General features: G+C 72.6%; 9 protein-coding genes. 6 read left to right on the top strand and 3 right to left on the bottom strand.

All coding sequences use genetic code 11. The annotated features are described in order from the left end of the window. The first annotated feature begins 225 nt into the window (after window positions 1-225). Window positions 226-4,194, top strand: coding sequence for an ABC transporter ATP-binding protein (locus tag P3T27_RS18415; RefSeq protein ID WP_280679792.1), 3,969 nt, complete (start codon window positions 226-228; stop codon window positions 4,192-4,194). A 115-nt stretch (window positions 4,195-4,309) separates the two neighbouring features. Here P3T27_RS18415 and P3T27_RS18410 read toward each other — a convergent pair whose 3' ends face one another. Continuing rightward, a complete protein-coding gene (locus tag P3T27_RS18410) occupies window positions 4,310-5,323 on the bottom strand; it encodes an ATP-grasp domain-containing protein (protein WP_280679790.1) in 1,014 nt (337 codons plus the stop codon). A gap of 97 nt (window positions 5,324-5,420) precedes the next feature. Here P3T27_RS18410 and P3T27_RS18405 point away from each other — a divergent pair, with 97 nt between their 5' ends. Next, the gene (locus P3T27_RS18405) at window positions 5,421-5,954 is read left to right on the top strand and encodes an NUDIX domain-containing protein (RefSeq protein ID WP_280679788.1); all 534 of its coding nucleotides are present in this window, start codon (window positions 5,421-5,423) and stop codon (window positions 5,952-5,954) included. Window positions 5,955-6,047: 93 nt separating this feature from the next. On the opposite strand, the gene P3T27_RS18400 is transcribed toward P3T27_RS18405, so the two are convergent. Then, window positions 6,048-7,328, bottom strand: a complete 1,281-nt coding sequence (locus tag P3T27_RS18400; protein ID WP_280679786.1) for a hypothetical protein — start codon at window positions 7,326-7,328, stop codon at window positions 6,048-6,050. Between the two features lie 118 nt (window positions 7,329-7,446). Further along, window positions 7,447-8,553, bottom strand: a complete 1,107-nt coding sequence (locus tag P3T27_RS18395) for an iron-siderophore ABC transporter substrate-binding protein (protein WP_280679784.1) — start codon at window positions 8,551-8,553, stop codon at window positions 7,447-7,449. A 335-nt stretch (window positions 8,554-8,888) separates the two neighbouring features. On the opposite strand from P3T27_RS18395, the gene P3T27_RS18390 reads away from it, so the two are divergent. The 4 genes from P3T27_RS18390 (at window position 8,889) to P3T27_RS18375 (ending at window position 13,633) form a co-directional block, all read left to right on the top strand. Next, a complete protein-coding gene (locus P3T27_RS18390) occupies window positions 8,889-10,460 on the top strand; it encodes an APC family permease (RefSeq protein ID WP_280679781.1) in 1,572 nt (523 codons plus the stop codon). Between the two features lie 220 nt (window positions 10,461-10,680). Beyond that, window positions 10,681-11,775, top strand: coding sequence for a tryptophan--tRNA ligase (gene trpS / locus P3T27_RS18385; protein ID WP_280679779.1), 1,095 nt, complete (start codon window positions 10,681-10,683; stop codon window positions 11,773-11,775). Window positions 11,776-11,968: 193 nt separating this feature from the next. After that, complete coding sequence (locus P3T27_RS18380; protein WP_280679777.1) at window positions 11,969-12,925, top strand: LD-carboxypeptidase; 957 nt, start codon at window positions 11,969-11,971, stop codon at window positions 12,923-12,925. 33 nt (window positions 12,926-12,958) lie between these two features. After that, window positions 12,959-13,633 (top strand): nucleoside/nucleotide kinase family protein, encoded by a 675-nt coding sequence (locus P3T27_RS18375; RefSeq protein WP_280679774.1) that lies wholly within the window; start codon window positions 12,959-12,961, stop codon window positions 13,631-13,633. Window positions 13,634-13,997: the final 364 nt, after the last annotated feature.

The raw sequence follows: 13,997 nt of genomic DNA, 5'->3' as shown, positions 1-13,997 counted from the left end.
CCCGCCCGTCCTTGGCCGCTGGGCGTTCGGCGGGCCGTCCGCGACCCTGGAAGTAGGCGGGGGCCGCTGGGCGGTGTGCGGATTCGATCGGGAATCACCGCAGGCCGCAGGCTGTTGGTCAGTCCGCCGGACCGGACGATCAGGGCTGCCTCGGTCCGCTCCGACCCTGCCCGGGTCGGAAAACGCCGTGGCGGCCACCCGACGAAATGGTTAGCATCCCTAAATATGCCTGAGACTCACGGATCCACGGTGGAGCAATCCCCGAGCGGCTCACCGACCCCCGGCGCGAGCCCGCAGCCGGACGGCGACCACCCGCAGGCCGCCGGCTGGCTGCACCGCCTGGTCGGCTACTGCTGGCGGTCCCGCCGCAGCGTGCTGCTCGCGTTCGGCGCCTCGCTCGTCGGCATGGCCGTCACCTCGCTGGTGCCGCTGGTCACCAAGCTGATCATCGACGACGTCATCACCGCCCACACCCGCTCGCTGGCCCCCTGGGCGGTGGTGCTGCTGCTCGCCGCCGCCGTCGTCTTCGGCTGCACCCAGGTCCGCCGCTATTACGGTGGTCAGCTCGCCCTGGACGTCCAGCACGACATGCGCAGCGACCTGTTCCGCTCGCTCGGCCGACTCGACGGCCACCGCCAGGACCGCCTGGACACCGGCCAGGTGGTCGGGCGCGCGACCTCCGACCTCCAGCTGATCAACGGCCTGCTCTCGATGCTGCCGATGATGACCGGCTACCTGCTGATGTTCGTCATGTCGCTGGCCGTGATGATCTGGCTCTCCCCGCCGCTGACCCTGATAGCCGTGGTGATGGGCCCCGTGCTGTGGTGGATCACCGTGCTCAGCCGCAAGCGGCTGTTCCCCGCCACCTGGGCCGCCCAACAGGAGGCGGCCGCCGTCGCGGGCGTGGTGGACGGCGCGATCGGCGGCGTCCGGGTGGTCAAGGGCTTCGGCCAGGAGACGCAGGAGCTGGACAAGCTGGAGCGGGCCTCCCGCGACCTGTTCGCCGCCCGGCTCCGGGCGATCCGGCTCAACGCCCGCTACAACCCGGCGATGCAGGTCATCCCCGCGCTCGCGCAGGTCGCGGTGCTGGCCTTCGGTGGCTGGCTGGCCGTCGACGGCCAGGTCTCGCTCGGAACCTTCGTCGCCTTCTCCACCTACGTCGCGCAGATGACCGGCCCGGTGCGGATGCTCACCATGGTCATCACGGTCGGCCAACAGGCGCGGGCCGGGGTGGAGCGCGTCCTCCAGCTGATCGACGAGCGCCCGCTGGTCCAGGAGCGCCCGGACGCGCTCACCCTGGACCTCACCGGAGACGGCACCCGTGACGGAGCCACCGCCGGCGCCGGCGATAGTGCCACCGCCGGCACCCGCGAGGGCGCCACCGCCGGCACCCGCGAGGGCGCCACCGCGGGCCCCCGCACCTCCGACGTCGCGTTGGAGTTCGACCAGGTCGAGTTCCGCTACGACCCCGAGCACCCCGCCCCCGTGCTGCACGGCCTCAGCCTGAAGCTCGCGCCCGGCGAGACCCTCGCCCTGGTCGGGGCCTCCGGCTCCGGCAAGTCGACGGTGGCGCAACTGGTGCCGCGCTTCTACGACCCGGCGGCCGGCGCCGTCCGGCTCTACGGCCACGACCTGCGCGACCTCACCCTGGACTCGGTCCGCGCGGCGGTCGGCATCGTCCCCGAGGAGAGCTTCCTGTTCTCCGAGTCGGTCCGCACCAACATCGCCTACGGCCGCCCGGACGCCACGGACGAGCAGATCCTGGCGGCCGCACGCGCCGCCCAGGCCGACGAGTTCATCCGCGCGCTGCCGGACGGCTACGAGACCAAGGTCGGCGAGCAGGGCCTGACCCTCTCCGGCGGCCAGCGCCAGCGGATCGCGCTGGCCCGGGCGATCCTCACCGACCCTCGGATCCTGCTGCTGGACGACGCCACCTCCGCGGTGGACCCGCAGATCGAGGCGGAGATCCACGACGCGCTGCGCTCGGTGATGACCGGCCGCACCACGCTGCTGATCGCCCACCGCCGTTCGACCCTCCAACTCGCCGACCGGATCGCCGTCCTGGACCACGGTCGGCTGCTGGACATCGGGACGCACGAGGAACTCGACGCCCGATGTCCCCAGTACCGGGCCCTGATCACCGATCCCGAGGCCGGCCGCACCACCCGGCCGTCCGAGGTCGAGCCGGCCTCCGAGCCGATTGACGAGCCGACCTCCGCGCACATCGCCGAGCACGTCTCCGAGCCGACACGAGGGCAGGCACACGGGCAGGCACACGGGCAGGCCCCGGCGACGCCCCCCGCCCTCCCCACCCCCGCCCTGGTCAAGGCGGCCCGCACCGCCGACCCCGACCTGCTCACCAAGGTCGCCGCCCTCCCGCCGGCCGCCGACTCCCCGGCGGTCCCCCGCGCCCAGGCCGAGGCCGGCGACCCGGACTTCACCCTCCGCCGCCTGCTGCGCCCCTTCCGCGCCCCGCTCGCCCTCGCCCTCCTGCTCGTCGCCCTCGACGCGGGCGCCGGCCTGGTGCTGCCCGTGCTGATCCGGCACGGCATCGACCAGGGCGTGAGCAAAGCCCTGATGTCCGGGGTCGCCGTGGCCGCACTCACCGCGCTCGTCGTGGTGCTGCTGGACTGGGTGGTGCAGAGCGCCGAGAACCGGGTCAGCGGCCGTACCGGCGAGCGGGTGCTCTACACGCTCCGGCTCAAGATCTTCGCCCACCTCAACCGGCTCGGCCTGGACTACTACGAGCGCGAGCTGTCCGGCCGGATCATGACCCGGATGACCACCGACCTGGACTCGCTGACGTCCTTCCTGCAGACGGGCGTGGTCACCGCCGCGGTCAGCGTGCTGACCTTCGCCGGGATCTTCGCCGCGCTGCTGATCATCGACGCCGGCCTGGCCCTGGTGGTCTTCGCGGTGCTGCCCCTGCTGGTGATCGCCACGCTGGTGTTCCGCAGGAAGTCCAGGGACCAGTACGAGCTGTCCCGGGACCTCATCAGCACCGTCAACGCCGACCTGCAGGAGAACGTGGCCGGCATGCGGATCGTCCAGGCCTTCCGCCGCCTGGACACCAACACCGACCGCTTCGTCGCCCGGGGCGTCGCCTACCGCGAGGCCCGGGTGCGCGCGCAGCTGTACATCTCGCTGTACTTCCCGTTCGTCCAGTTCCTCTCCAGCGTGGCCGCCGCACTGGTGCTGATCGTGGGCGCGGCCCGGGTCGACGCCGGGACGCTGACGGTCGGCGCGCTGGTCGCGTACCTGCTGTACATCGATCTGTTCTTCGCACCGGTCAACCAGCTGTCCCAGGTGTTCGACGGCTACCAGCAGGCCGCGGTGGGCCTCGGCCGGATCCGGGAGCTGCTGCGCACCCCGACCACCACGGCCGAGGTGGCCGACCCCGTCCCGGTGCCCAAGGGGCTGCGCGGTGAGATTTCCTTCGAGGGCGTCGGCTTCGCCTACAACGGCGGTGCGGACGGCGCCCCGAGCGTGCTGACCGGCGTGGATCTGCACATACCGGCCGGGCAGACGGTGGCCCTGGTGGGTGAGACCGGTGCCGGCAAGTCGACGCTGGTGAAGCTGGTCGCCCGGTTCTACGACGCGACGGCGGGCACCGTGCGGGTGGACGGCGTCGACCTCACCCGCTTCGACCTGGCGCAGTACCGCCACCGGTTGGGCGTGGTGCCGCAGGAGGCGTACCTGTTCGCGGGCACGGTGCGCGAGGCGATCGCCTACGGCCGGCCCGACGCCTCGGCGGCCGAGGTGGAGGCGGCGGCACGGGCGGTGGGCGCGCACGACATGATCGTCCGGCTGTCCGGAGGCTACGACCACGAGGTCGCGGGCCGCGGCCGCAACCTCTCCGCGGGCCAGCGCCAGTTGATCGCCCTGGCCCGGGCCGAACTGGTCGATCCGGACATCCTGCTGCTCGACGAGGCGACCGCGGCACTTGACCTGGCCACCGAGGCGGCGGTCAACCAGGCTGCGGACCGGCTCAGCGGTGGCCGCACCACGCTGGTCATCGCCCACCGGCTGACCACCGCCGAGCGCGCCGACCGGGTCGTCGTGCTGGACCACGGCCGGGTGGTCGAGGACGGCACGCACACCGAACTGCTCGCCCGGGGCGGCACGTACGCCCGGCTCTGGCAGGCGTTCATCGCGGACGGCCACCCGGCGGTCGAGACCGTCGCCGCCGGGTAGTCCGCCGCCCGGGAACTGCCCTGGGAGCCGCCTGGCGGGGCGTCGTGTGCGGTCGGGCGCGCCCGCCCGACCGCCGGGTGCGGCCCGCCACCTCCGGTCCGTCTTGTCCGGCCTGTCAGGCGGCGATCAGCGAGGCCAGCAGGCCGGAGGCGTCGATCCCGCGCGGGAGGTCGCTGACCTGCCCGTCCCCGACCTCGACCACCCGCCAGCCGGAGCCGTCGGCCCGGCTGGCGAGGTCGGTGGTGATGAAGCGGCAGCCGAGCGTCCGGACCAAGGACTGGACGCCGGTGAGGTCGGGTTCGACGGTGCGGTGCGGCGCGTCCGGGTGTGGCCCGACCAGGACGGGTTCGCCGTCCAGCCACCACACCCGCGCCTCCACGGCCCGCCCGTCCCCGCCGCCCGACCGGTCGTCCGAGCCACCGCCCAAGCCATCGTCCACTCCGTCGGCCGAGCCACTGCCCGAGCCACCGCCCGAGCCACCGCCCGAGCCACCGCCCGAGCCACCGCCCGTGCCATCGGCCCGGCGCTCGAACTCCTCGTACCGCCGCAGCACCACCCCGCCGGCCAGGAACTCGCCCTGCAGCTCGACGAACCGCGCCACCACCCGCCAGACGGCCGCCGGATCGGCCAACTCGGGGATGAAACAGGCCTCGTGCCACTCGTGCTTGCGCGACTTCACATAGTCCTTGACGATCGCCGGCCCGCTCCCGCCGAGCCGCGCCACGGCGGCGGCCAGCTCCGCCGGCCCGGGCGCGACCGTGCCGGTGGTGGGGATCCACACGCTGGGCGGGGTCGCCCCCTCGAACACGCCGTACCAGCCGGGCAGTTCGTGTGCCGTCACATAGCCGGCCGCGCTGGTCAGCAGGGTGCCGCCGCGCATGGCGAGTGCGGTGGCGAAGCCGGCGTAGCGGTCGGACGGGAGCATCCAGCCCCGGTACCAGAGCGGACCACCGTCCCGGGGCACCTGCCGGACCGCCTCCTCGGCATGCCCGGCGAGCAGCGCGTCGTGGTCGACCAGGTGGTGCTCGCCGCCCAACTCCCGTAGCAGCCGGGCCTCCCAGGTGAAGTGCGGGTCGGGTCTGCGCGGGTTGAGCGGGTCGGCGGGGAAGAGGATCACGGGTACGGGCATGGCCGTCAGGGTAAGGCCCCGAGCGGGGCGGCGTCGGCGGCTTTCGTGGCGTCAAACCCGCTCGACGACCCGGCCGGGGTGCTGGGAGAGTGATCCGATGCGAAATCTGCTGAGACCCCGCACCCGCGTCCCCCGGCAGGCGGCTCGCACGGTCGTCCTGGACGAGAGCGGCTCGGTCTTCCTGCTCCGTTCGGACAACGACGAGGTCGGCGTCCACTGGACCATGCCGGGCGGCGGGTTGGAGCCCGGCGAGACCCCGTGGACCGGTGCCCGGCGCGAGCTCTGGGAGGAGACCGGTTGGAGCGACCTCGAACCCGGCCCGCTGCTCTGCACCTGGGAGCACGACTTCACCTGGCACGGCACTCCGGTGCGCCAGCACGAGCACATCTACCTCACCACCGGACCGCACCGCGGCCCGGTCGGTGACGTCAGTGCGGTGCACGCCGAGGACCGGATCCTCGACTGGCGTTGGTGGACCCCGGCCGACCTGGCCGATGAGAACGCCGATGCCCTCTGGCCGCCCCGACTGCCGGAGCTGCTGGACACCGTCCGCGAGGGCTGGGCCGTCGACGGCCGGATCCCGGTGCCCGTCGACCTCGGCTTTGTCCCGAACACCCCGGCCGCCCGCTGACGGCCGCCTACTGACGCCCCTACGGGCGGCCGCCGGCCGGCCGACCGCACGGCTGACCGATGCCCGCCGCAGACGGGCCCCGAACGCACGCCCCTACGGGCGCCCGCCGCGTCGGACCCGCCCGGCCGGGCCGGACTCCCAGCCGTGCAGGTCCAGCTCCCGGTCGTGCAGCGCGCAAGGGTTCATGAGCACGGTCAGCTGCGCGTCGGCCAGCCGCTCGTAGGCGAGCCCGGTCGCGGACAGCAGTTGCTCGGTCGGCACCGAGACGGCGATGGCGGGGCGCCACGCGGGCAGCACGATCAGGCTGGTGCCGCGGCCGATCCGGACCGGCTTCGCCGTCACCCGGACCGGTGCCCGCTCCTCCGGTCGCCCGACGGTCTCGGGCTGGTGCGGGCTGCCGCCGATCAGGATGCCGAGCGGTGTCTCGGCCCGCGCCACGTCGGGGTCGACGGCCGACGGTGCTGCCGCCGGCCCGACGGCACGGGCGAGTTCACCCGTGCCCGGCGCGGCCGCCGCCGCCCAGGCCGCACCCGGGAGGTCGGTCGAGGCCGCAGGTGTGGCGGGTGCCGTGGACGCCGTCGCGGCCGCCGCGGATGCCGTCTCGGCCGCCGTGGATGCCGTCGCGGCCGTCGCGGATGCCGTCATGAAGGGCTCGGCCGCGGCCGTCTCCCGTGCGGTCGCCTCCTGCCCGGTTGCGGCGGCCTGCGGGTGCATCCGGCGCAGCCGGCGCGAAGGCGAGGGACGCCGGGAGCCGGTGGTCCGCAGTTCCTCGCGTGCCGCGCGCAGCACGGGAACGGCCCGGTCACCCTCCGGGAGGGCGGGCGGCCGGTGGAACCGGACGTACTCGGCCTCGACTCCTACGCCCGGAGCCCCGCCGTCGCCCGGGACGTCGGCACGGTTCGCGCCGTGCGCACCGCGTGCATCGTCCTCGTCGCCCTCGCCGCCCTCGGCACCCTCGGCACTCTCGCCGAGCAGCGCCCGCACCTCCGAGACCGGCCGCCGGCACGCGGCCGCCAGTTCGGCGACCGAGCGGCCTTGGGCGCGCGCGGCCCGCAGCCGGTCGGCCAGCGCCGCCCGCAGCCGCGACGTGGTCGGATCGTCCGTCGCCGCCGGCTCGCCCGCCGCAGCAGCCGGGGCGCCCCCCGCCGCGCCCTCCCGTCCGCGCGGCTGCGGCACCGAGTCGTGGCGCGAGCCGCCGGCTTGGCGCGGTCCGCCGGCCGTACCGGACGGGGCGGAGCCCGGAGCGCAGCCCGGGCCGGTCTCGGCGGCCGTCGCGATGGAGCAGCGCGCGGCGGGCGGGGGCGCGGATCCGGCGCTGTCCCCGGGCGGGCCGGGCAGGGACGGGTCGGTTGCGGTGGGGTGGAGCGAGGTCATCGGCACGGGCCCTTCGGGGGACGGTCCCGATGATCCTCCCGCACCGCGCGACCAGCTCCAAGCATCAGTTCCGGGGGTGTGCGCGAGACCACCGCCCGTCCCTACCCCGTGTGTCGGCTCAAGTGCCGGGCGCGACGAAGCCCTTGAGGTCGACGAGCACCGCGTTGGCCGCCATGACGCCGAGCCCGAGGAACCAGGTCTCGTCCGAAACCGGCCGTGCCTGACCGGACTTGACCGCGCCGAGGGTCTTCCAGAGCGCGCCGCCGAGCACCGCGTCCTGGTTGGTGGAGCTCGGGGTGCCGTACACGCCGTAGAAGATCCAGTCGGCGTCGGCCTTGTCGATCTGCTCCGGGCTGATCTCCACCGCGAGTTCCTTGACCTGCTCGATCTTGGGCTGCGGCAGCGGTACGTCGGTGAGGATGGTGCCGATGAAGGACAGCTCGGCGTACAGCCGGGTGCGGCCGGGCATGAAGCGCAGCGGCGTGACGGTGGGCCGCTTGTCGCCGAGCTTGGTGCCGATCGCGGTGGCGGCCGCCTGGTACGCGTCGAGCTGGGCCTTGGCCTCCGCCTCCAGGCCGAACGGGCTGGCGTTGAGCTGGAAGTTCTGCTTCCAGGGGTAGCCGGGGCGCAGCGAGAAGACGGTCGGCGCGATCTTGGACAGCTGCGCGTACTGGTCCTGGGCGCGCAGCTGGCTGCCGAGGATCAGGTCGGGCTTGAGCGCGGCGATGGCCTCCAGGTTGAGGCTGTTGATGGTGCCGACGTTGGCCGGGTTGCCGGCCTTGTCCTTGAGGTAGGAGGGCAGGGACTTGGAGCCGTCGGTGTAGACGATGCCCACCGGCTGGATGCCGAGCGACACGACGTTGTCGAGCTCGCCGGTGTCCAGCACCACGACCCGGGTGGGCTTGGCGGGGATGACGGTCTCGCCCATGGCGTGCTTGACGGTGCGCGGGTAGACGCCGGGGGCGGCGTCGGTGCCGAAGCCCTTCATCTTCTCGATCACGGTGGCGTAGTCGTCGCCGCCCTGCTTGACCGACTTCTGGTCGGCCGAGGCGCCGCCGGATCCCGGCGTCGCGCCGCCGCTGCCGCCCGATCCGCCCGAGCTGCCGCAGGCGGTGAGCAGCCCGCCGAGGCCGAGTACCGCCCCGCCGGCGATCCCGGCGGAGAGGAACCTGCGGCGGGAGGGGGTGCGGGGGACGAGGGCCAGGCCGTCGGGGTTGGGGGCCACGCGACGCTCCTTCGCGGTCGAGGTTAGGTCGAGGTTAGGTGAGGCAAACCTATCCGACGCGCGAGGAGCGGGGTGCCGCGGGCCGCCCGGGCTGCGGGTCGAAATATCTCAAACCTTGACATAAGGGAGAAATTCTCTTGACCTCAACCCTTCGAAACAAAGGTACACGGGTTGACATGCCGTTAATGCGTCGCCCCGCATGGCCACTCCAAGAACGAATCGAAGCAAGTGGTTTAGATCACCAAGAGTTGGTCTACTCAACCTTCCATGCTCGCGCCTAGGGTGCGCTGGTGTTTGATCAGCAGCTCTCAGAGCACACAAGCAGCGGCCGGGCAATGGCGCCCGGCGCTCCGCAGGGTGCCCCGGTCAGTGGCATCAGTGGTGGAGTCCCCGACCAGGGGACGGCTGGGGGAGCGGGGGACAAGGGTCTACAGGGCAACTCGGTGGGCCTGTTGAGCAGTGTGGTCCTGGGCGTCTCCACGGTCGCCCCGGTCTACTGCCTGACCGCGACACTCGGGCCGACCGTCACCGCGGTCGGCGTGCAGATGCCGGCCGTGTTCCTGGCCGGCTTCCTGCCGATGCTGCTCGTCGCGTTCGCCTACAAGGAGCTGAACAAGGACTTCCCGGACTGCGGGACGTCCTTCACCTGGACGGTCAAGGCCTTCGGCCCCCGGGTCGGCTGGATGGCCGGCTGGGGCCTGACCGTGGCAACCATCATCGTGCTCTCCAACCTGGCCGGGGTCGCGACCGACTTCCTCTACCTGATGCTCGGTGAGATGACCGGCAGCAGCTGGGTCGCCGGGCTCGACCAGAACAAGGCCGTCCACCTGCTCACCGTCGTCCTGCTGATCGGCGGCGCCACCGCGATGAGCTACCGGGGGATGACGGCCACCAAGTGGTTCCAGTACAGCCTGGTCGGCCTCCAACTCGCCGTGCTGGTGCTGTTCTCGGTCATCGCCATCGCCAAGGCCGCCGCCGGCGACCTGCCCGACTCGATCGGCTTCTCGTTCTCCTGGCTGAACCCGCTCCAGGTCAGCTCCTTCAGCGCGTTCACCGCCGGCCTGTCGCTGTCGATCTTCATGTACTGGGGCTGGGACACCTGCCTCACCATGAACGAGGAGACCCTCGGCAGCGCCAAGACACCCGGCCGCGCCGCGATGATCTCCATGGTCACCCTGGTCGGCTCGTACCTGCTGGTCGCGATCGCCTCCCAGATGTTCGCGGGCGTCGGCTCCACCGGCTCCGGCCTCGGCAACCCCGAGACCGCCGACAACGTCTTCTCCGCGCTCGCCCGCCCGGTGCTCGGCTCGCCCTGGAGCATCCTGCTCTTCCTGGCCGTCGTCGCCAGCGCCGCCGCCAGCCTGCAGACCACCTTCATCCCGGTGGCCCGCACCCTGCTCGCGATGAGCGCCTACCGCGCCGTGCCGCCGCGCTTCGGTGCCGTCCACCCGCGCTTCCGCACGCCGGGGTACGCCACCGTCGCAGCCGGGATCGCCACCGCCGTCTTCTACGTCGGCATGAGCCTGATCAGCGAGAACGTCGTCCAGGACACCATCCTGGCGCTCGGCCTGATGATCTGCTTCTACTACGCGCTGACCGCGTTCGCCTGCGTCTGGTACTTCCGCCGCTCGCTGCGCGCCAGCTTGCGCGACCTGCTCCTCAAGGGCGCCGCTCCACTGCTCGGCGGCGTGCTGCTGAGCGCGGTCTTCCTGCAGACCCTCACCGACGCCTGGAGTCCGGACTACGGCAGCGGCGCCGTCTTCGGCATCGGCTCGGTGTTCGTCATCGGCGTCGGCATCCTGCTGCTCGGCGCCGTGCTGATGACCTGCTACGGCCTGGTGCGGCCGGAGTTCTTCCGCGGCGAGACGCTGCGCAAGGACACCCCCGCATTGGTCGTCGAGGACTGAACCGACCACGGCGAGGACCGAACCGACCACGGCGCCGGCAACCGGCGCTATGCTCGAACGCATGAAGCTTCACACGGGCCTGTGCTGGTGGCCGTCCTAGGGACGGCCACCCCTCATGCTCGAACAGGGCCGTCCGGAATGGACGGCCCTGTTGCGTTTCCCATGGAACCGGGCCCCGCCCCGGACGGCCGCCACCACCGCCGTACCGAGGAGACACCCGATGACCACCGCGACGACCACGACCACCGAGGCCGCGACCACCGCAACGAGCGAGGCCACGACCGCCGAGACCGCGGCCTCCACCGCCACCTTCACCGCCGACCCGGCCACCCACCGCGTCCTCACCGGGGACCGCCCCACCGGACTGCTCCACCTCGGCCACTACTTCGGCACCCTGCGCAACCGCGTCCGACTGCAGAACCAGGGCGTCGAGATGTTCGTCGTGATCGCCGACTACCAGGTCATCACCGACCGGGACATCGCCGACCGGCTCGCCGAGCACACCGAGAACCTCGTCCTCGACTACCTCGCGGCCGGACTCGACCCCGACCGCGCCACGATCTTCGCGCACAGCGCCGTCCCCGCCCTCAACCAGCTGCTCCTGCCCTTCCTCAGCCTGGTCAGCGTCGCCGAACTGAACCGGAACCCCACCGTCAAGGACGAGATCGCGCACTCCCGCCAGTCCGCCGTCAACGGGCTGATGTTCACCTATCCCGTCCACCAGGCCGCCGACATCCTCTTCTGCAAGGCGAACCTCGTCCCGGTCGGCCAGGACCAGCTGCCCCACCTCGAAGTCGCCCGCACCGTCGCCCGCCGCTTCAACGAGCGCTACCCGCACGTCGACGGTGGCGCCGTCTTCCCCGCTCCCCAGGCCCTGCTCTCCGACGCCCCGCTGCTGCTCGGCACCGACGGCGGCAAGATGAGCAAGAGCCGGGGCAACGCCATCCCGCTCGGCGCCACCGAGGACGAGACCGCCCGGGCCATCCGCGGTGCCAGGACGGACGCCGACCGCCGGATCGACTACGACCCGGTCAACCGCCCCGAGGTCTCCGGTCTCCTCCTGCTCGCCGCGCTCTGCCAGGACCGCGCGCCCGAGGAGATCGCCGAGGAGATCGGCGACCGCGGCGCAGCCGCGCTCAAGCGCACCGTCACCGACTCCGTCAACGAGCACCTCCGCCCCCTGCGCACCCGCCGCGCCGAACTCGCCACCGACCGCGGACACCTGCGCCAGGTCCTGCGCGACGGGGCCGAACGAGCCAACGCCATCGCCGACGCCACCCTCGACGAGGTCAGGGCGGTGATGGGGGCGATCTGAAGAGCGGCCCCAGCGGCCCGAGCGACCCCGCGTCCGCGGCCCACTGACCCACCGACATCGACCTGTAGACGTCGGCCCACAGACGTCGACCCGCGGACATCGGTTCGCCGACACGGGGGCATATCGTCACCGGGCGGCCTCGACCACACCGAGGCCGCCCGTACCCGGCCTCCCCCGAAAGGTGACCCGGCCCATGGACCAGCACCCGACCACGCCCGGCCAGGGGCTGACCCGCCCGCCGCACCTGCGCCCCGGCGACCACATCGCCGTCGTCGCCCCCAGCGGCCCGATCGACCCCCAGCGGCTCACCGACGGCTGCGCGATCCTCCGCTCCTGGGGGCTGCGCGTCACCGTCGCCCGGCACGTCCTCGACACCCACCCCACCCTCGGCTACCTCGCCGGCACCGACGCCGACCGTGCCGCCGACCTCCAGTCCGCCTGGCTCGACCCCACCGTCGACGCCGTCATCTGCGCCCGCGGCGGCTACGGCGTCCACCGCATGGTCGACCTGCTCGACTGGGACGCCATGCGCGCCGCCCCGCCCAAGCCGTTCATCGGCTTCAGCGACGTCTCCTCCCTGCAGGAAGCCTTCGCCCAGCGCCTCGGCATCGCCACCCTGTACGGGCCGATGAGTGCGACCGCCTCCTTCATCACCGACGGACCGACCGCCGAGCACCTGCACCGCACCCTCTTCGAGCCCACGGCCACCACCGTGCTCACCTCACCCACCGCCACCGCCCTCGTCCCCGGCCGGGCCCGGGGCGTCACCGCGGGCGGCTGCGTGCACGTCCTCGCGGCCGAGCGCGGTACCCCCGCCGCCCGACCGTCCTACGCCGGCAGCATCCTGATCCTGGAAGACGTCAACGAGCACCCCTACCAGCTCGACCGGCTCCTCACCCAGTTCCTGCGCTCCGGAGCGTTCGACGGGGTCGCCGGCATCGCGCTCGGCTCCTGGGACGGCTGCGGGCGGCTCGACCGGGTCCGGGACGTCATGCTCGACCGTCTCGCCCCGCTCGGAATACCCGTCATCTGGGAACTCGGCTTCGGCCACTGCCCGTCCACGCTGACCGTCCCGCTCGGCGTCCCTGCCCTGCTCGACGCCGATGCCGGGACCCTCACCCTGGAGGTGCCCGCCCTCGCCGAGCGGTAAGGCCCGTGCCCGGGCGGTGAGTAGGGTGCGGCCATGAACGCGGACCGCCTCACCGCCCTCGCCCTCGGCTTCCTCGGGGGCCCGGGCAGCAACGCCCGTACGATCCTCGGACTTGCCGGCCCGCCCGCCGCCGGCAAGTCCACCCTGGCCCGGTACCTGGTCGCCGAGATCGAACGCGCCGCGGGTCCCGGCAGCGCCGCGTACGTGCCGCTCGACGGCTTCCACCTCTCCGCCGCCCAACTGGACCGCCTCGACCTGACCCACCGCAAGGGCGCCCCCGCCACCTTCGACGCCCACGGCTACGTCGCCCTGCTGCGCCGCATCGCCGCCGACCGCTTCCAGGACATCTACGTCCCCGACTTCGACCGGACGCTCGACGAACCGGTCGCCGCCCGGCACGTCGTCCGCCCGCAGACCCGCCTCGTCATCACCGAGGGCAACTACCTCGCCTCCACCGACACCCCGTGGCCGGACGCCCGCCGCCTGCTGCGCGAGCTCTGGTACGTGGACACCGACGACGCCCTCCGCGAGGAGCGCCTGCTCCGCCGCCACCGCGACGGCGGCCGCGACGAGGCCACCGCCCGCCGCTGGGTCACCGGCAACGACCACCCCAACGGCGAGTACGTGAAGGCCGGCCGCTCGCTCTGCACCCGGACCGTCCCCGGAATCGGTTTGCCCGAGACGCCGAACGGGGGTAGTGTTCTCTAGTCGCTCGGCAGGGAGCACCGGACACGCGTCTGCGCGGACGGTCCCGGGGCGGCCAATCCTTCGAAACACCACTTCCCGGTTCGGGCTGGGTCGCGTCTTGTCGCGTCTCGGTTCTTATTCGGCGTGCTCGTTTTATTGGGTTGCGGTCGGATTCGCTTTTCGGAGCGGGGATCGGCTAGAGTTTGAAACGTCGGACGGGGCGTCAAACCCCGGAAGACACCGGCAAGTTGGATGACGAAGCCCCGGAAAACGGAGCGGAAAACATCTGATAAGCTGGAAACACGAAAGAACGAAGCGCCCGGAGGGCCCGCTGGAAGGCGGTCCGAAGGAAGTGTCCGTTCCTTGAGAACTCAACAGCGTGCCA

It is taken from the genome of Kitasatospora sp. MAA19, assembly GCF_029894125.1.
Lineage (GTDB): Bacteria > Actinomycetota > Actinomycetes > Streptomycetales > Streptomycetaceae > Kitasatospora.
This window is presented reverse-complemented; position numbering and strand designations above follow the sequence as displayed.